General features: G+C 70.5%; 13 protein-coding genes and 5 pseudogenes. 16 read left to right on the top strand and 2 right to left on the bottom strand.

What is annotated here, in order from left to right; all coding sequences use genetic code 11:
• Window positions 1–105: 105 nt before the first annotated feature.
• The 15 genes and pseudogenes from fabD (at window position 106) to LJB71_RS14595 (ending at window position 14649) form a co-directional block, all read left to right on the top strand.
• Complete coding sequence (gene fabD, locus LJB71_RS11165; RefSeq protein WP_259304238.1) at window positions 106–1050, top strand: ACP S-malonyltransferase; 945 nt, start codon at window positions 106–108, stop codon at window positions 1048–1050.
• Window positions 1047–1793: a 3-oxoacyl-ACP reductase FabG gene (gene fabG, locus LJB71_RS11160; RefSeq protein WP_259304237.1), complete on the top strand. Its 747-nt coding sequence runs from the start codon at window positions 1047–1049 to the stop codon at window positions 1791–1793. The genes fabD and fabG overlap by 4 nt, the downstream gene beginning before the upstream one ends.
• A gap of 122 nt (window positions 1794–1915) precedes the next feature.
• Window positions 1916–2156, top strand: a pseudogene (acpP, locus tag LJB71_RS11155) (acyl carrier protein).
• Window positions 2157–2312: 156 nt separating this feature from the next.
• Complete coding sequence (gene fabF / locus LJB71_RS11150) at window positions 2313–3551, top strand: beta-ketoacyl-ACP synthase II (RefSeq protein WP_259304236.1); 1239 nt, start codon at window positions 2313–2315, stop codon at window positions 3549–3551.
• Between the two features lie 53 nt (window positions 3552–3604).
• Window positions 3605–4962 (top strand): annotated as a pseudogene (locus LJB71_RS11145) (aminodeoxychorismate synthase component I).
• 96 nt (window positions 4963–5058) lie between these two features.
• Window positions 5059–5883 carry an aminodeoxychorismate lyase gene (gene pabC, locus LJB71_RS11140; RefSeq protein ID WP_259304805.1) on the top strand — a complete coding sequence of 275 codons (825 nt, stop codon included), beginning with the start codon at window positions 5059–5061 and terminating at the stop codon, window positions 5881–5883.
• Window positions 5880–6931: pseudogene (mltG, locus tag LJB71_RS11135) on the top strand (endolytic transglycosylase MltG). The gene pabC and the pseudogene mltG overlap by 4 nt, the downstream one beginning before the upstream one ends.
• A complete protein-coding gene (gene tmk, locus LJB71_RS11130) occupies window positions 6928–7590 on the top strand; it encodes a dTMP kinase (RefSeq protein WP_259304235.1) in 663 nt (220 codons plus the stop codon). The pseudogene mltG and the gene tmk overlap by 4 nt, the downstream one beginning before the upstream one ends.
• On the top strand, window positions 7587–8609 hold the full coding sequence (locus LJB71_RS11125; RefSeq protein ID WP_259304234.1) for a DNA polymerase III subunit delta': 1023 nt from the start codon (window positions 7587–7589) through the stop codon (window positions 8607–8609). Before tmk ends, LJB71_RS11125 begins: the two co-directional genes overlap by 4 nt.
• Window positions 8610–8745: 136 nt before the next feature.
• Window positions 8746–9093 carry a PilZ domain-containing protein gene (locus LJB71_RS11120; RefSeq protein ID WP_259304804.1) on the top strand — a complete coding sequence of 116 codons (348 nt, stop codon included), beginning with the start codon at window positions 8746–8748 and terminating at the stop codon, window positions 9091–9093.
• Window positions 9094–9294: 201 nt separating this feature from the next.
• Entirely contained in the window at window positions 9295–9684 is a 390-nt protein-coding gene (locus LJB71_RS11115; RefSeq protein ID WP_259304233.1) for a GntR family transcriptional regulator, read from the top strand.
• A gap of 107 nt (window positions 9685–9791) precedes the next feature.
• Window positions 9792–10742, top strand: a complete 951-nt coding sequence (locus tag LJB71_RS11110) for an ATP-binding cassette domain-containing protein (protein ID WP_259304232.1) — start codon at window positions 9792–9794, stop codon at window positions 10740–10742.
• A complete protein-coding gene (locus LJB71_RS11105) occupies window positions 10739–11707 on the top strand; it encodes a hypothetical protein (RefSeq protein ID WP_259304231.1) in 969 nt (322 codons plus the stop codon). Before LJB71_RS11110 ends, LJB71_RS11105 begins: the two co-directional genes overlap by 4 nt.
• A gap of 4 nt (window positions 11708–11711) precedes the next feature.
• A complete protein-coding gene (locus LJB71_RS11100) occupies window positions 11712–12551 on the top strand; it encodes a hypothetical protein (protein WP_259304230.1) in 840 nt (279 codons plus the stop codon).
• Window positions 12548–14649 (top strand): annotated as a pseudogene (locus tag LJB71_RS14595) (prolyl oligopeptidase family serine peptidase). The gene LJB71_RS11100 and the pseudogene LJB71_RS14595 overlap by 4 nt, the downstream one beginning before the upstream one ends.
• A 4-nt stretch (window positions 14650–14653) precedes the next feature.
• On the opposite strand, the gene LJB71_RS11090 reads toward LJB71_RS14595, so the two are convergent.
• Window positions 14654–15043 (bottom strand): DUF1801 domain-containing protein, encoded by a 390-nt coding sequence (locus LJB71_RS11090; protein ID WP_259304229.1) that lies wholly within the window; start codon window positions 15041–15043, stop codon window positions 14654–14656.
• A 40-nt stretch (window positions 15044–15083) separates the two neighbouring features.
• Window positions 15084–17160 (bottom strand): annotated as a pseudogene (locus LJB71_RS11085) (3-hydroxyacyl-CoA dehydrogenase NAD-binding domain-containing protein).
• A gap of 177 nt (window positions 17161–17337) precedes the next feature.
• Between LJB71_RS11085 and rpoE the strand changes: the two are divergent.
• The gene (gene rpoE / locus LJB71_RS11080) at window positions 17338–17943 is read left to right on the top strand and encodes an RNA polymerase sigma factor RpoE (protein ID WP_259304228.1); all 606 of its coding nucleotides are present in this window, start codon (window positions 17338–17340) and stop codon (window positions 17941–17943) included.
• Window positions 17944–17954: the final 11 nt, after the last annotated feature.

Genomic DNA, 17954 nt, shown 5'->3' with positions numbered 1-17954 from the left:
ATACGCCCCGGTACAGACGGGCCGGAGCGATTGCCCGTATCATGCCCGGCCCGCCGCCGGCGCCGTTCGCGTCCGGCCTGAATCCACCGCGTGAACGAGTCGCCCATGTCCATATCGCCGCTTGCTCTGGTATTCCCCGGCCAAGGCTCGCAATCCATCGGCATGCTGGCCGAGCTGTCCGAGCTGCATCCGTCGGTGAAGGCCACGTTCGAGGAAGCCTCCGAGGGCGCGGGCGTCGATCTGTGGGCGCTCTCGCAGGGCGGCCCGGAGGAGATGCTCAACCGCACCGAGTTTACCCAGCCGGCGCTGCTGGCGGCGGGTATCGCGGTGTGGCGCCTGTGGCAGGCCCAAAACGGCGCGCCGCCGGCCGTGCTGGCCGGGCATAGCCTGGGCGAATACACCGCGCTGGTCGCCGCCGGTGCGCTGTCGCTGCGCGACGGCGCGCACCTGGTGCGCATTCGCGGCCGGCTGATGCAGGACGCCGCGCCCGCCGGCAGCGGCGCGATGGCCGCGGTGCTCGGCGCCGAGGACGCGCTGGTCGAGGCCGTGTGCGCGGAGGCCTCCGGCGCGCAGGTGGTGGTGCCGGCCAACTACAACTCGCCGGGCCAGATCGTGATCGGCGGCGACGCCGCGGCGGTGGACCGCGCGCTGGCGCTGCTGCAGGAAAAGGGCGTGCGCAAGGCGGTCAAGCTGGCCGTGAGCGTGCCGTCGCACACCCCGCTGATGCGCGAGGCCGCGAACCGGCTGGCCGAAACGATGGCGGGCCTGCAGTGGATGCTGCCGGCGCTGCCCGTCGTGCAGAACGTGGATGCCCAGGCGCACGCCACCCTGGATGGCATCCGCGACGCGCTGGTGCGCCAGCTGTATCTACCGGTGCAGTGGACCGACTGCGTGCAGGCGTTGGCCGCGCGCGGCGTCACCCGGATCGGCGAATGCGGCCCGGGCAAGGTGCTGGCTGGCCTGGTCAAGCGCATCGACAAGTCGCTCGACGCGCGCGCGTTGGGCACCCCGGCGGAGTTCGCCGGCGCCATCGAGGAGTGGAACGCATGAGTGGGTTGCCGTTGAAGGGTGAAATCGCGCTGGTGACCGGCGCATCGCGCGGCATCGGGGCCGCGATCGCCGACGAGCTGGCCGCGCGGGGCGCGACCGTGATCGGCACCGCCACCTCGGACGCCGGCGCGCAGGCGATCGGCGAGCGGCTGGCCGCCGCCGGTGGCCACGGCCGCCGGCTCAACGTCAACGAAGCAGGCGCGATCGAGGCGCTGGTCGATGCGGTGTCGTCGGAGTTCGGTGGCCTCTCGATCCTGGTCAACAACGCCGGCATCACCCGCGACAACCTGTTGATGCGGATGAAGGACGAGGACTGGCAGGCCATCCTCGACACCAATCTCACCAGCGTCTACCGCGCCAGCAAGGCGGTGATGCGCGGGATGATGAAGGCGCGCAAGGGCCGCATCGTCAATATCGCCTCGGTGATCGGCGTCACCGGCAACGCCGGGCAGGCCAACTACGCCGCGGCCAAGGCCGGCATCATCGCGTTCAGCAAGTCGCTGGCCAAGGAAATCGGTTCCCGCGGGATCACCGTGAACGTGGTTGCGCCGGGCTTCATCGCCACCGACATGACCGCCAACCTGCCGGAGGCGGCGAAGGAGGCGATGCTGGCGCAGATCGCGCTGGGCCGCCTCGGCGAGCCGGCCGACATCGCACGCGCGGTGGCCTTCCTCGCCGGGCCCGACGCCAGCTACATCACCGGCGAGACCCTGCACGTCAACGGCGGCATGTACATGCCGTGAGCGCCGCCCGGGCGGCTTTCCACGCATCCCCCGCGGGCGCCCCGGCACGGTCATGCAGCGCCCGGTTTTTCCCTTAAACTAAGCCATTACGGCCCGAACAGCCCCATGAGGAGCAACGCAACATGAGCACCATCGAAGAACGCGTCAAGAAGATCGTCGTCGAACAACTGGGCGTCAAGGAAGAGGACGTCACCAACAGCGCGTCGTTCGTGGACGACCTGGGCGCAGACTCGCTGGATACCGTGGAGCTGGTGATGGCGGCTCGAGGAAGAGTTCGAGTGCGAGATCCCGGACGAGGACGCCGAGAAGATCACCTCGGTGCAGCAGGCGATCGACTACATCAAGGCTCACGTCAAGGCGTGATGGTCTTTCCTGGGCGGACGCCCGGCCGCGTGCCGGCGCCCACCCGGCACGCCCGCGGACGCGCCGCCTGCCGGCGCGTGGCCGTGGGACCCACGGGGCCGCGCATGCGGCCCCTGTGTTTGCATCGAACGTAACGAGCGTGTGGAGGACAGGATGATGGGCAAGCGCCGCGTGGTAGTGACAGGCATGGGCATCGTCTCGCCGCTAGGCCATGACCTGGCCAGCAACTGGGACGGGATCACCCATGGCCGCTCCGGGATCGGCATGGTGGAGGGCTTCGACGCCAGCGCCTTTCCCACCCGCATCGCCGGCGAGATCCGCGACTTCGACGTCACCCGCTGGGTGAACCCGAAGGACGCGAAGAAGATGGACCACTTCATCCACTACGGCATCGCCGCCGCGCTGATGGCGAAGGACGATGCCGGGCTGGAGGTCACCGAGGCCAATGCCGAGCGCATCGGCGCGCTGATCGGCGCCGGCATCGGCGGTATCTGGGGGATCGAGGAAACCGCGGTCAAGCTGCACGAGGGCGGGGTGCGCAAGATCAGCCCGTTCTACATCCCCAGCACCATCATCAACATGCTCCCGGGCCAGCTGTCGCTGATCACCGGGATCAAGGGCCCGACCTTCTCCGCGGTTTCCGCCTGTGCCACCTCCAACCACAGCATCGGCGTGGCGATGCGCATGATCCAGTACGGCGATGCCGACGTGATGTTTGCCGGTGGTGCCGAGCGCGGCAGTTCGCCGACTTCGATGGGCGGTTTTTGCGCGATGAAGGCGATGAGCACCCGCAACGACGATCCCACCCGCGCCTCGCGGCCGTGGGACGCCGGCCGCGACGGCTTCGTGCTGGGTGACGGCGCCGGCATCCTGGTGCTGGAGGAATACGAGCATGCCAGGGCCCGCGGCGCGCGCATCTACTGCGAGCTGGCCGGTTTCGGCGCGACCTCCGACGCCTTCCACATGACCGCGCCCAGCGAGAACGGCGAAGGCCCGGCGCGCTGCATGACGATGGCGCTGCGCGATGCCGGGGTGAATCCGGAGGACGTGGGCTACATCAACGCGCACGGCACCAGTACCCCGCTGGGCGACGTGGCCGAGACGCAGGCGATCAAGCGCGCGCTGGGCGATCACGCTTACCGGACGCTGGTGAGCTCCACCAAGTCGATGACCGGCCACCTGCTGGGCGCGGCCGGCGGCGTGGAGGCGATCTACACGATCAAGGCGCTGGAGACCGGCATCATTCCCCCGACCATCAATCTGGAGAACCCGGGTGAGGGGTGTGATCTGGATTACGTGCCGAATACGGCGCGTCAGGCGCGGGTGAATGTGGTGGTGTCGAATGGCTTTGGTTTTGGCGGCACCAACAGCACGCTGGTGTTCAAGCGGATCTGATCTCCATTCCCTCCCTCATTGACGGGAGGGTTTGGGTGGGTGCCTTCCCCACGATGACTGCGCGCGCCCTGCCCGCCGATACTGATCTACTCGCACTGCACCGGCTCGATCCGGCACGCTACCCGGTGCTGCTGGAGTCCAGCAGCGGCGGCGCGCTGGGCCGGCATGACCTGCTGCTGGCGCACGCCGGTGAAGGCTTCGTCCTGCACCGCGACGGGTGCGTGCGCACGCTCGCCGGCGCGCCGCTCGCCGGCACATTCCTCGGCGTGCTGGATGCGCACTGGCAGGACGCGCGCGCTGCGGCAGGCGGCGATTCAACAGGCCCCGCGCGGCCGTTCCGCGGTGGCTGGGCGCTGCTGCTGGGCTACGAGCTGGCCGCGCAGGTGGAGCCTGTCCTGCGGCTGCCGGCGGCTGCGGGCAGTCTGCCGGTCGCGGTCGCGCTGCGCTGCCCGGCGGCACTGCTGCGCGACCGTACCACGGGCGACTGCGTGGCCGTTGCGGAAGCCGGTGAGCAGGCCTGGCGCAACGCATCGTCGATGACGCGGGACGCGCCGGCGCGCTGCCGCCGCTGGCGGCATGGATGCCGCCCATCGCCATCGAGGAAGACCCGCCGCCGCGCTATCTCGACGGCGTGGCGCGGGTGCTGGACTATCTGGCCGCCGGCGACGTGTTCCAGGCCAACCTGTCGCGCGGCTGGCGGGTGGCGTTCGACCGCGCGCTGGATCCGGCCGCGCTGTTCGCCCGCCTGCGCAGGCACAATCCGGCGCCGTTCGCCGGCATCTTCCGCAGCCCGTGGGGCAGCGTGGTCAGCGCCTCGCCGGAGCGGCTGCTGTCGCTGCGTGCTGGCGTGGCCCAGACGCGGCCGATCGCCGGCACCCGCGCGCGCTTTACGGGCGACGACGACGCGGCGCGCATCCGCGAGCTGGTCGGGCATCCGAAGGAGCGCGCCGAACACGTGATGCTGCTGGACCTCGAACGCAACGACCTCGGCCGCGTGTGCGCGCCCGGCAGCGTGCGGGTGGACGAGCTGATGACGGTGGAAAGCTACGCCCACGTGCATCACATCGTCAGCAATGTGCGCGGCATGCTGCGCGCCGGGGTGACCCCGGGGCAGGCGATCGCCGCGGTGTTCCCCGGCGGCACGATCACGGGCTGCCCCAAGGTGCGCTGCATGCAGATCATCGCCGAGCTGGAGGGCAGCGGCCGCGGTGCCTATACCGGTGCGATGGGCTGGCTGGGCCATGAGGGCGATCTCGACCTCAACATCCTGATCCGCAGCGCGGAGGTTGAAGGCGGCACGCTGCGCTTCCGCACCGGCGCCGGCATCGTGATCGACTCCGACCCGCAGCGCGAGCTGGACGAAACCCGGGCGAAGGCGCGTGGCATGCTGCGCGCGCTGGGGGTGGAGTGATCGCGATGGAGACCAGGCGCGCGCGGACGTCACGGGATTCGACTCAGTCGCTCCCCGATACTCGCTTGGTGAGTCGAATCCCATGACGTCCGCTGCATACATCGGTCGCGAGCGGGTAGAAGCCCTCCCCTCGCCAACCGCGGTCTCAACTACGGCGACGGCGTGTTCGAGACCATGCGGATCCATCGTGGCGGCGTGCCGCTGTGGCCGCGGCATTTGGCGCGGCTACGCGCGGGCGCGGCCCGGCTTGGGATTGCGGTGCCGGCGCCGGCGTTCATCGAGGCGCGCATCGCCGGGCTGATCGCGGGCGTCGAGGCCGGCGTGCTCAAGCTGCTGCTGACCCGCGGCGAGGGCGGGCGCGGCTATGCGCCCCCGGTGGAGGCGCCGCCGACATGGATGCTGGCGCTGCACCCGCTGCCGGCGACGCCCGCGGCGCTGCGCCTGCATCCCTGCGAGACCCGCCTGGCGATCCAGCCGGCGCTGGCCGGGATCAAGCACTGCAATCGGCTGGAGCAGGTGCTGGCGCGCGCCGAGGTGGAGCGCGCCGGCTGCGAGGAAGGCCTGATGCGCGATACCGACGGGCGCCCGGTGTGCGCCACCGCCGCCAACCTGCTGGCGTTCGACGGCCGCCGCTGGCGCACCCTTCGGTGGCGCGCTGCGGCGTGGCCGGCGTGCTGCGCGGCTGAAACGCTGGCGCAGGGCCTGCTGGAGGAGGCAGAGCTGGCGATGGAGGAGGTGGCCTCCGCCGAGACACTGGCCCTGTGCAACGCGGTGCGCGGTATCCTGCCGGTCGCGGCGCTGGGCGCGCACCGCTGGCACGCGCACCCGGCCACCACCGAACTGCAGGCACGACTGGCGATGGCGTATCCGATGTTTTCCCTTTCCAGCGAGGCCGGCGAGCCCGGCGAGGCCCGGCCATGAGCATCCGCCGCGGCCTGTTGCTGCTCGTGCTGCTGGCGCTGGCCGCGCTGGCCTGGCAATGGCCGCGCTACCAACGCTTCGCCGACACCCCGCTGGCCGGGGTTGGCGCGCAGGCCAGCGTGGTGGTCGCGCGCGGCGATGCGCTGCCGGCGATCCTGCGCGCCCTGCGCGCGCAGGAATCACGACCGGGCCAGCGCTGTACTGGCGGCTGCTGGCGCGCCAGACCGGTGCCGCCGGGCGTATCCGGGCTGGCGAGTACGCGCTGCCGGCCGGCATCACTCCGCGGCAACTGCTGCTGGCGATGCGCGACGGCAAGGTGCTGCAGCGGCGGTTCACCATCGTGGAAGGCTGGACCTTCCGCGATCTGCGCGCCGCGCTCGCCAAAGTCCCGCAGCTGCAGCAAAAGACGGCCGGGATGGACGCTGCCGCGCTGATGGCAGAGCTCGGGTACCCCGGACAGCACCCGGAAGGGCGCTTCCTGCCCGAGACCTATGCCTGGGTGCGCGGCGATTCCGATCTCGACCTGCTGCGGCGTGCGCATGCGGCGATGGACAAGGCGCTGGAGGCGGCCTGGCAGGCGCGCGCATCCGGCCTGCCGCTGCGCAGTGCGGACGAGGCGCTGGTGCTGGCCTCGATCGTGGAGAAGGAAACCGGCGTGGCCGACGAGCGCCCGCGCATCGCCGGCGTGTTCGTGCGCCGCCTGCAGGCGGGGATGCGCCTGCAGACCGACCCCACCGTGATCTACGGCCTGGGCGAGCGCTACGCCGGCAACATCCGCCGCGCGGACCTAGCCGCCGACACGCCCTACAACACCTATATCCGCGATGGCCTGCCGCCCACGCCGATCGCCATGCCCGGCAAGGCCGCGCTGCATGCGGCCACCCATCCGGAGCCAGGCGATGCGCTGTACTTCGTGGCGGTCGGCGACGGCAGCGGGCGCCACGTGTTCAGCCGCAGCCTGGACGAACACAATGCCGCGGTGGCCGCCTACCTGCAGCGCCTGCGTGCGCAGCGCCAGGCCACGGCGCAGGAGGCGGTGCGGCGGTGAGCACGGGCCTGCGACGCGAACCGCGGCTGGTGACCATCGAGGGCGGCGAGGGCGCCGGCAAGAGCACGGTGCTGCGCGCCCTGCGTGAGGCGCTGCTGGCCGATGGTTTCGAGGTAATCAGCACCCGCGAGCCGGGCGGCACGCCGCTGGCCGAGCGCATCCGCGAGTTGCTGCTCGCGCACGGCGACGAGCCGGTGCACGCGCACACCGAACTGCTGCTGATGTTCGCCGCGCGCGCGCAGCACGTGCAGCAGGTGGTGCTGCCGGCGCTGGCACGCGGCGCGTGGGTGGTCAGCGACCGCTTCACCGATTCCAGCTATGCCTACCAGGGCGTGGCGCGCGGCATCGAGGTCGGGTTCATCGCCGAACTGGAGCAGCGCGCGGTCGGGATCGAGCCCGGCCTGACCCTGCTGCTGGATCTCGGCGTGGCGGATGCGCGCGAGCGCACCCGCGGCCGCGACCTGCTGGGCGGCGCCTCCCCGGACCGGATCGAACGCGAGCGCGACGAGTTTTTCGAGCGGGTGCGCGCCGGGTTCCTGCGGCGTGCCGCCCAGCAGCCGCAGCGGATCCGGGTGATCGATGCCAGTGCCGACCCGGCCACGGTCGCGGCACGTGCGCGGAAAGCCCTGGAAGCGTACCGGCGGGGGTTGGGGTCATGAGCGCACTGCCTGCGCTGGCGCCGTGGCAGCAGCGCGCCTACGGCCAGGCCGCCGAGGCGCTGACGGCCGGGCATTTCGGGCACGCCACCCTGATCACCGGCCCGGCCCTGATCGGCAAGCGCCTGCTGGCCGAGCACCTGGCCCGGCGCGTGCTGTGCCTGGCGCCGCGCGCGGGCGGCGAGCCCTGCGGCAGCTGCCGCAGCTGCGCGCTGTTTTTCGCGCGCTCGCAGATGGAGGTGGCGGAGCTGCGGCCGGACGGCAGCCTGGCGCATCCCTGGGGCCACAGCGCGCATCCGGACCTGCTGTTCCTCGGCTACGAGATCAACCAGAAGACCGGCAAGCCGCGCACGGAGATCGTGATCGACCAGATCCGCGCGCTGACCACGGCGATGGGGCTGACCGCGCAGCTGGGCGGCGCGCAGGTGGTGATCGTCGATCCTGCCGATGCGGTGAACTGGAGCGCCTGGAACGCGATCCTGAAGACCCTGGAAGAGCCGCAGCCGGGGCGCTACCTGTGGCTGCTGGCCTCCAGCCCGGCGCAGCTGCCGGCCACCATCCGCAGCCGCTGCCAGCGGCTGGAGCTGCGTCTGCCGCCGCGCGCCGAGACGCTGGCCTGGCTGCGCGCGCGCGGGCATGCCGCGGAACTGGCGGAGGAGGCGCTGGACGCCGCGCGCGGGCATCCGGGGTTGGCCGACGCCTGGGCCGCGGGCGACGGGCTGGCCCTGCGCCGTGAAGTCGTGGAGGCGGTTGCCGCGCTCGGCCGCGGGCGCGCGGTGCCGTCCGACATCGCCCAGCGCTGGGTGGCCGATGGGCGCGCGGAGGAGCGCCTGCGGCATCTGGCCGAGCACGCCCTGCACGCGGCGACGGAGCAGCCGCAGGCATCCACGGTGCGCGGGCTGGCGCTCTGCTTCGAAGCCGCCAACCGCGCGCGCGGCCTGCTGCGCACGACCGTGCGCGCCGACCTGGCGGTGCTGGAGGCGCTGCTGCCGTGGTTGCCGGCGCGCGCCGCCGGCGGATGATCCACGCGCGGCCGGGCCACCCTGGTTGTGGCGGACGGCCCGGACGGTTGAGAATGGCGACGGCCGGTGCGGGCCGGTCCACGCACACGGCAGGACGCACACGGCAAACACACGGGGAGTCGGGATGAGCAATCCAATGGGCGGGGCACGGCAGGGCATCCTGTCGCTGGCGATCAAGGACAAGGCGGGCCTGTACAACGCCTACATGCCTTTCATCCGCCACGGTGCCATCTTCGTGCCGACCACCCGCCGCTACTTCATCGGCGACGAGGTCTTCCTGCTGCTGACCCTGCCGGATTCCTCCGAGCGCCTGCCGGTGGCTGGCCGGGTGGTGTGGGTGACGCCGACCGGCGCGCAGGGCAACCGCACGGCCGGGATCGGCGTGCAGTTCGCCGACTCCGCCGAAGGCGAGGCGGTGCGCAGCAAGATCGAGACCACCCTGGCCGGCACGCTCAACGCGGACCAGCCGACCCAGACGATGTAACCCCGGCGGGCACGCCCCGCCTCCTGCGCACCGGGCCGCGTCCATCGGATGCCGCCTCCGGTTTTGATCCCCGGTCCCCGGGTTTCGTCGCACCGAACCCCTGCTTCGTCGCCGCCGCGTTGACGCTGGCCTGCCGTCCGCACCGTACTAGCGCAACTAGTACAGCCGAGGCAGGCACCGATGGCACATCCCCGTCCCCTGATGCTCCAGGTCGCTACCGGCGACCCGCGCCCGATCGGCCGCCAGATCGTCGATGGCGTACGCCTCAAGATCGCCACCGGCGAGCTCGCCCATGGAGACCAATTGCCCAGCGTGCGCGGGCTGGCCCAGCAGCTGATGGTCAACCCGAACACCGTGGCCAAGGCCTATGCCGAACTGACCACCGAAGGCTGGCTGGACGCCCGGCAGGGCACCGGCCTGTTCGTGGCCGCACCGCGCCAGCGCCTGTCCGACGCCGAGCGCCGGCGTCGGCTGGACGACGCCGTCGGTCGTTTCGTCAACGACGTCGTGCCGTTGGGCCTCCCACCCGACGAGGTGCAAGCCAGCGTCGGCCTGGCGTTCGACCAGCTCGCCCCGCGCAAGACGGCCTGAGCGCCGCGCCCCTCCCCTTCATCCCGGGCGCCGCGACCACGCGATGCCTGCCGTCCACCCCGCCACAGCCGCCCAACGCCTGCGGCGGCAGCAACGAGACCCTTGCCATGCCCCTTCCTGACCACGTGATCGAGACCCGCGCGCTGAGCAAGCGCTACGGCCGCAAGCTGGCGCTGGACCGACTGGACCTTGCCATCCCGCGCGGCCGCATCCATGCCATCGTCGGCGCCAACGGCGCCGGCAAATCCACACTGTTCCGCATCCTGCTCGGCTTCATGCCGCCCAGCGCGGGCGAGGCGCGCATCCTCGGCAAGGACAGCCAGGCGCTGGCCCCGCAGGACCGTGCCCGGATCGGCTTCGTCAACGAGGAACACACGCTGCCGACCTGGATGCGTGTATCGCAGGTGATGGCGATGCAGAAGCACCAGTACGGACGCTGGAACCAGCAGGCGTTCGATGGCGTGATCGGCCATTACCACGTGCTGCCGGAGCAGAGGGTCGGCCAGCTTTCGCGCGGCGAGCGCGCCGGTTTCAACCTCGCGCTGGCGCTGGCGCAGACGCCTGAACTGTTGGTGCTGGACGAGCCGACGCTGGGCCTGGACGTGGTCGCCAAGCGCGCCTTCCTCGAATCGCTGCTCTACAGCAATGCCGCCGACGCCTGCACGGTGGTCTATTGCTCGCACCAGATGGAGGAGATCGAGCGCGTCGCCGACAACCTGATCATCCTCGAACGCGGCCGGCTGGTGCACATGTCGGCGCCGGAGGACTTCACCGCACGGGTCAGTCACTGGGTGGCCGACGTGCCGTTCAAGGGGCCCGATCCGCGCACCGTGCCGGGCCTGCTGGAGGTGCAGCGGCTGGATGGGCTGCATCACTACCTGGTGCTGGACCAGGGCGCCGGGTTCGAGCAATTCCTTCGCACCAACGGCGCGCAACGTGCAGTCGATGCCGGTGGGCCTGGACCGCGCCGTCAACGCCTTCCTGGCCAAGAACCACGCCGCGCCGGCCAACGCCTGACGCGCAAGACGCCCGGCAAGGGCATGAGGACACCAACATGATCGATCTCTTCAAGGGCGAACTGCTGCGCTTCCGGCTTTGGGCCGCCGCAGCCTGTTTTGCGAATTTGGCCGTGCTGGGCTTCCTCAGCCGCATGGTCGACCTCGCGCAGCAGCCCATCGTCGTCTACCAGGTGTTCGGCGCGGTGTATGCCGCGGCGGGCGCCCTGCTGGGGATGTACCAGATGGGCAGCTACCGCAAGCCCAACCAGTGGCTCAATCTGCTGCACCGGCCGATGCATCGGCTGCAGGTGGCGGGCGCGTTGACCGGCGCCGCCACGCTGCTGCTGTTGCTGGCGGTGGCGGTGCCGATCCTGCTGGTCGCCGCCTACCAGGACAGCCTGACCGCGCGGGTGGTCGATACGCGCCACTGGCCGCTGCCGGTGGCGGCGTGGTTGATCGCGGTGTCCGGCTACCTCGCCGGCGCGTACGCGATGGTTGCCAACCGACGCTATTCGTTCGCGGCGTTTCTGGTGCCGAACCTGTTCCTGTATTCGCAGGCCTCGGGGGTCGCCATGCTGGGCGTGCAGGCCGTGGCCATCGCGTTCCTAGCGATGCTGCTGGCGATCGCGTTCAAGCCGGATCCCGCCGCCCCGCCCCACAATCCGCTGGCCGTACTGGCCGTGGCATTGCCGGTGCAGGTGGGGGCGTATTTCCTGGCCTGGGTGCTGGGCTTCGGCGTCGAGCTGGCCTGGACCGCCAGTGGCACCCATCCGCTCAATATGCCCACGCCGCCGAAGGGCGGGTCCATCGAAGCGGACCGCGCCGAAGGCAAGGACATGCTGCTGCTCGGCATCGCCGGGAGCCGCGACCCCGAGGCCGCGCAGTGGCGCGAGCAGGTCGCCTTGTCCGACGTCTATACGGTCTATCCGTTGCGCAGCCTGCCGGTGCGCGGCAGCCTGACCAACCTGTCGCCGCTCGAGCTGGAGGACGGCGAGCACAACGTCCGCTGGGTATTCAGCTCATGACCGCATGCGCTACCAGGGCTACGGCACCCTGGACAAGCGCCCGCGCGGGGAGCTTGGCGCAGGCGAGACGCAGGCGGTGTTCCCGGCGCCGGCCATGGAATACGCCGGCGGCTATCTGTTCAACGCCCATGCCGCCTACCAGTTCGACGGCGCGCAGCAGCGCATCTACGAACGCGTGCGCTTGCCACGGGACGAGGTGATGGCCGGTCCGCCCATGCCGGCCGGCGACAACATCCTGGTCCTCAGCGACCGCGCGGCGTACTTCTATCCAGGCCGCGAGGCGATGAACGGGCTGGATCTGCTGCGGCCGCTGATGCGGGTGGCGCTGCCGGGGCCGGTCGGCAATCTCGGCCGGATGGACGTGGTCGAGCTGCTGGACGGTTACCTGGTGTCCTACGCCTACACCTGGGGCGTGTGGAGCGGCGAACTGCAGCATCCGTACCAGCAGGTGCTGCGCGTGGATGGTAGCGGTCATGCGCGTGAAATCGCACGCCGCGCGCTGTCCATCGACCTGCCATCCATCTACACCAATCGCAACACCTGGCTATCGCCCATGCTGCGGGCGCTATGCCTCGGCGCACAGAACCTGTTTGCGGCGAAAGACCCGCTGCGCGCCAGACCCGAGCCGATGCCGGCACCGGTGCGGTGGCTTGCCGGCTTTTGCTGCCTGCTGTCCCTGCTGGGTGCGGCCTGGTTGAGCGGCAGGCAGCCGCATTCGCCGCGCGGCCGCTGGGCGTGGGTACTGCTGTGCGGCGTGGTCGGCCTGCCCGCACTCGCCAGTCTGTGGTTGCTGTATCCGCGCCGCGAGTCCGTCGCGCCGGCCCTGCAGCCGGTGTCGGCATGAGCGCGGATGGAGGATCGACGATGGCCACCCCGTTCCGCCACATCTGCGCCGCGCTCGCTCTGTGTGCGATCCCCTTCGCGCCGCGCATTCTGCTGGCACAGGACGCCAACAATCTGCGTGCGCTCGAAGCCGGCCAACGCAGGTTGCCGCGCGCACCGGTACTGCCGCGGAGTGCCTTCCTCGAAAATCGCATCCTGGTGGACGCGCGATTGTCGCCCGCAGGCGACTACGTCGCCTACCTGCGCGAACAGAAGGATGCGAACGCGTTGTGGATGTTGCCCACCGCCGGTGGCACGGCCCGGATGCTCGTTGGCAGCACCCGGGCCGACCGGATCCTGTGGTCGCGCGACGGGCGCTGGCTGTTCCTGGCCGGGCCGCGTGTCATCGCCGCCGTCGGCACCGATGGCCGCGCCGGCATGCGCATGCCGCTGGGCGGTACCGAGCGGCGCGGGGTGATGAAGCGGGATCCCTCGCAACCCGCAGCGGTCCTGCTGCGTGAGCGGGTCGCGGCGGGCAGGGGCGAGCGCTGGCGCATCGTCCGCCTGGACACACATGGCAAGCGTGTCCTGCTGCACGAGGATACGCGCTGGGTCCATGATGTCGCGCTGGATGCGCGTGGCCGTATCGTTGCGTTGACGCGCTTCGAGGGCGATCACGACGCTCTGTACCGCGTGCGGCCTGACGGCACGCTGCGCGCGGCGCTGCGCCTGCAGCCGATGGAGCGCGTCGACCTGCTGGCCGCGTTGCCGGACGGAAGCCTGCTGTTGGCGGGGAATCCCGCCAGTGATGGGTTGGATGGGAACTTCCGCCGCGTCCTGCGGATGGATGCCGGCGATCGTCTGCACACCCTGCACGAGGACCCGCGCCACGAGGCGGACCTCGACGAAGTCGTACTTGATCCACGCACCGCGCAGCCATTGGCGGCAAGCTATCGCAGTACCGTGGCCGCGACCTATGGCATCGGTGTCGCGGCTCCGATCGTGGCGGCCATCAAGCGGCGCCTGCCAGGCCGCGATATCGCAGTGCAGGTCGGCAGCGCCGCGATGTCGCCGTGGCTGGTGGCGGAACGTGCGCCGACGTTGCGCGATCCGCGCTGGTATCTGTTCGATCCGCGCAGTGGCGGCCTGCGGCGCATCCTCCACGATCGGCTGGTTGCCGCGCAGGCACCGCCGGAAGCGCAGTTTGCGCGGAAGATCGCGGTGTCCTATCGCGCCTCCGACGGTCTGCGCGTGCACGGGTTCCTGCTGCTGCCGCCTGGCGTGGATCCAGCGCACGCCCCGCTCATCGCCCAGGTGCACGGCGGGCCGATCAACCACTTCCGCGCCGGCTACGATGGCATCGCGCAGTTCCTCGCCAATCGCGGCTACGTGGTGTTCCAGTCGAACTTCCGCGGTTCCACCGGCCACGGCCGTGCCTACACCTTCGCCTCGAACGGTGACTACGGCAACGGCCGCGTGCAGCAGGACATCGTGGAGGGGTGCGCTGGTTGCTGGCGCAGGGCATTGGCGATGCGGCGCGCGTCGGTATCGTCGGCCATTCCTTCGGTGGTTACTCCGCGCTGCTGGGCCTGACCTTCCAGCCCCAACTGTTCAAGGTTGGCGTGGCCGGTTCGCCGCCGCCGGATCTGGGCTGGGGAATGCGCTGGCTGGTCGACGCCGGCGAGCAGGGTGATCTTCCCGATCGCTCGCTGAAACAGACGCTGCACGCGCTGTCGCTGGATGCGACCGATCCCGCGGTCTTCGCGCGCCTGCATGCGCAGTCGCCGCTGGTGAATGCATCGAAGATGCGGCGCCCGCTGCTGGTGATGGCTGGTGGCGCCGACCGCACGGTGGCGATTCGCAGCGTGATCGATTACGTCGCCACGCTGAAAACGCTGGGCAATCCGGTCACGCTGCTGGTGGAGCCCAACGGTGGGCATTCGCCGCGCGATTCCATTCCGCGTGAGGCCTACCTGTTCGCGATGGAAACGATCTTGCAGAAACACCTGGGCGGTCCGGTGCCTGCACCGCCGGAGCCGCGCCTGCGCGCTTATCTGCGCGGGAACCTGAGGCTGGCCGGGCCGGAGTTCGGGGCACTGGCGAAGCAGCCTGCACGCTAGCGGGCTACTTCAGTCGCTCCAGACGTCCTTTGCGTGTGACCAGGTTCTTGTAGTCCCACTGGATGGCGCGAGCCTTGCCCAGCCAGCGGTGCAAGGTAGCGGCATCGAGGTCGTCCGCCGTGGCATAGCGGACTTCTGCCGCCTTGAACTTGCCCTCGGGGCGAAGTCCGGCCTCCTCGAAGGATTGCCCGCTCCAGAACAGTAGGCGGATGCAGGATTTCAGCTTGCTGTAGCCGACCACCGGATTGCCGGCGAGGAACCAGACCGGATGTCCATGCCAGACCTTGTTTTCGGCATCCGGCAACGCGCGCTCGATCGCGTCGGCCAGCCGGTCGCAGATCGCCTTGTCGCCCGGCGATTGCACAGCGTTGTAGGTGCGGGTGTCGGGGTGCATGGTGGTTCCATCGATACGCCTGCAGGTGCCAGTGTGACGCTCATGCCACCGGCGCGCGCAGCACCGGGTCGTCCCAGCCTGGGCGCGGCGCGAAGCGCTCACCGTACTTCGCGCGCAGCGCTTCCAGCCGCGCCAGCAGGGCGTCGGCGCCGGTGGCGCGGATGTGTTGGATCGGGCCGCCGCGGAACGGCGCGAAGCCGGTGCCGAAGATCACGCCGGCGTCCAGCAGGTCGGCATCTTCCACCACGCCATCGTGCAGGCAGGCCACGGCTTCATTGAGCAGCGGCAGGATGAGGCGGTCTTCCAGGTCGTCCGGCGCAACGAAGCCGGCCGGCAGTTCGGGTTTGATGGCCTTGCCGTTCTCCCATTTGTAGATGCCCTGGCCGTCCTTCTTGCCGCGCTTGCCGGCCTCCACCGTCGTCAGCGCCGCCGGCACCTCGATAGCCGAGGAAGGGCGCCAGTTCCTTGCCGACGCTCGCGGCCACGTCCAACCCCACGGTGTCGAGCAGTTCGATCGGCCCCATCGGCATGCCGAAGCGCGTCGCCGCTCTGTCGATGGCCGGGCCGGGGATGCCTTCGGCGTAGGCGGTGGCGGCTTCCAGCATGTACGGGAACAGCACGCGGTTGACCAGGAAGCCCGGCGTGCCGGCCACCGGCACCGGGAACTTGCCCAGCGCCTTGCAGAACGCGGCCAGCCGGCGCTCGGTCTCGGCCGCCATGCCGGCGTGGCGGATGATCTCCACCAGCGGCATCTGCGCCACCGGGTTGAAGTAGTGCAGGCCGGCGAACTGCGCCGGGCGCGCGATATGCGGGCGCAGTGCGTCCAGCGGGATCGACGAGGTGTTGGTGGCCAGCAGCGCGTCGCCCTTCATGCGCGGTTCGACCGACTGGTACAGGTCGCGCTTGGCCTCGGGGTTTTCGATGATGGCTTCGATGACGAGGTCGGCCTCGGGCACGCCCGCGCCGTCGAGATCGGATTTGAGCCGCGCCGCCACCTGCGGGCGCTGGCTTGCGTCCTTCACTTTCTTTTCAAAGAGCGCCTGCGCGCGTTGCAGCGCGCCGTCGATGAAGCGCTGCTCGCGGTCCTGCAGCGTCACCGTAAAGCCCTTGTAGGCGGCGAACGCGGCGATATCGCCACCCATCACGCCGGCGCCCACCACGTGCACGCGCGTGATGCCGGATTCGCCCTTGCCCAGCGCCTTCAGCCGTTCGGTGAGGAAGAAGATGCGGATCAGGTTGCGCGCGGTCGGGGTGCCGGCCAGCTTCACCACCGCACGGCGTTCGGCGTCCAGGCGCGCCTGGATCGGCTTGCCGCCGCTGCGTTCCCAGGTGGAAATCAGCGCATAAGGGGCCGGGTAGAACGCCTTGGGTGCCTTGCGCGCGACCTGCTTGCGCATCTGCGGCGCCAGCAGCTTGCGCGCAGGCCAGGTATTGGTCAGCCAGCCCAGCGCGCGCTGCTTGAGCGGGCGCGTCGTGCCTTTCAGCGCCAGCGCAGCGGCGGCATCCACCAGCACCGCCGGCTCGGCGATGGCGTCCACCAGTCCGATCACGCGCGCGGCCTGGGCCGAGAGCGCGCGGCCGGTGAGCATCATGTCCATCGCCGCCGGGGCGCCGGCCAGACGCGGCAGGCGGGCGCTGCCGCCCCAGCCGGGGAAGATGCCCAGCTGCACTTCCGGCAGGCCGATGCGGGTGGAGGCGTCGCTGCTGGCGACGCGGTAGCGGCAGGCCAGCGCCAGCTCGGTGCCGCCGCCCATGCAGAAGCCGTGGATCGCGGCGGCGCTGGGGCAGGGCAGGCCGGCCAGCTGCTGGAAGGTGTCCTGGCCGCGGCGGATGGCGTCGTTGACGGTGCCGCGGCGGTCGTATTCCTGGAACTCCTTGAGGTCGGCCCCGGCGATGAAGCCACTGGCCTTGCCGGAGGCGATCACCAGTGCCTTCGGCGGGTCCAGCGCGATCCGTTCCAGCGCGCTGCCCAGCTCGATCAGCGCATCCTGCGAGAACGCGTTGACCGCGGCATCGGTGCGGTCGAAATACAGTACCAGCACGCCGTCGTCGCGGCGCTGCGGGCGCCAGTGCGACAGGTGCAGCCCGTCGAAACCGTGTGCGGAGGAGTCGGCCATGCGCATGCCATCCGTATCGGGAGGGAAGGCGGTATCGTAGCCGGTGCGAACTTGAATACGTGTCTAATCGCCTTCATCCCCGGGCGGGGCCGCGGAACTTTTCCGGCCATCCCCTGTCACACCGCCCGGAAGCACCGGGCCAACAGCGAGGCCGCGGCGCAAATGACGGAGGATCGGGTGTCGCAAGCGCTGGATCAGGACCTGGTGGCGCGCGTGCAGCGCGGCGATACGGCCGCCTTCGACCTGCTGGTGCGCAAGTACCAGCACCGCGTCGCAGCGGTGATTGCGCGCTACGTGCGCGACTGGGCCGAGGTGCAGGACGTGGCCCAGGACACCTTCATCCGCGCCTACCGTGCCATCGGCCGGTTCCGCGGCGATGCCCAGTTCTCCACCTGGCTGCACCGGATCGCGGTGAACACCGCGATGAACCACCTGGCCGCGCATGGCCGGCGGCCGCCCGGCGAGGACATCGATGCCGGGGATGCCGAGCAGTTCGAATCCGGCCTGCGCTTGCGTGATAACGACACCCCCGAACGCGAGCTGATGCGCCAGCAGCTGGAACAAACCGTGCTGGATGCGGTCGAAGCGCTGCCATCCGACCTGCGCGAGGCGATCACCCTGCGCGAAGTGGAGGGCATGAGCTACGACGAGATCGCCGACCGCATGGGCTGCCCGATCGGCACGGTGCGCTCGCGCATCTTCCGGGCGCGCGAGGCGATTGACGCGCGCATGCGCCCGCTGCTGGACCACGACCAAACCTCGAAGCGCTCCAAAGCGTCATGACATCCCCGGAT

This window comes from Thermomonas sp. S9 (assembly GCF_024704365.1).
GTDB lineage: Bacteria > Pseudomonadota > Gammaproteobacteria > Xanthomonadales > Xanthomonadaceae > Thermomonas.
The sequence above is the reverse complement of the archived record's forward strand: the minus strand, read 5'-3'. Positions and strand labels throughout refer to the sequence as shown.

What these genes read in the sequence shown, in the direction of transcription:
- LJB71_RS11110 (WP_259304232.1), top strand. Translation starts at nt 9,792, where the DNA reads ATGCCCCTTCCTGACCACGTGATCGAGACCCGCGCGCTGAGCAAGCGC.
- fabD (WP_259304238.1), top strand. Translation starts at nt 106, where the DNA reads ATGTCCATATCGCCGCTTGCTCTGGTATTCCCCGGCCAAGGCTCGCAA.
- LJB71_RS11100 (WP_259304230.1), top strand. Translation starts at nt 11,712, where the DNA reads ATGCGCTACCAGGGCTACGGCACCCTGGACAAGCGCCCGCGCGGGGAG.
- fabF (WP_259304236.1), top strand. Translation starts at nt 2,313, where the DNA reads ATGGGCAAGCGCCGCGTGGTAGTGACAGGCATGGGCATCGTCTCGCCG.
- LJB71_RS11125 (WP_259304234.1), top strand. Translation starts at nt 7,587, where the DNA reads ATGAGCGCACTGCCTGCGCTGGCGCCGTGGCAGCAGCGCGCCTACGGC.
- LJB71_RS11105 (WP_259304231.1), top strand. Translation starts at nt 10,739, where the DNA reads ATGATCGATCTCTTCAAGGGCGAACTGCTGCGCTTCCGGCTTTGGGCC.
- LJB71_RS11120 (WP_259304804.1), top strand. Translation starts at nt 8,746, where the DNA reads ATGGGCGGGGCACGGCAGGGCATCCTGTCGCTGGCGATCAAGGACAAG.
- LJB71_RS11115 (WP_259304233.1), top strand. Translation starts at nt 9,295, where the DNA reads ATGCTCCAGGTCGCTACCGGCGACCCGCGCCCGATCGGCCGCCAGATC.
- LJB71_RS11090 (WP_259304229.1), bottom strand. Translation starts at nt 15,043, where the DNA reads ATGCACCCCGACACCCGCACCTACAACGCTGTGCAATCGCCGGGCGAC.
- fabG (WP_259304237.1), top strand. Translation starts at nt 1,047, where the DNA reads ATGAGTGGGTTGCCGTTGAAGGGTGAAATCGCGCTGGTGACCGGCGCA.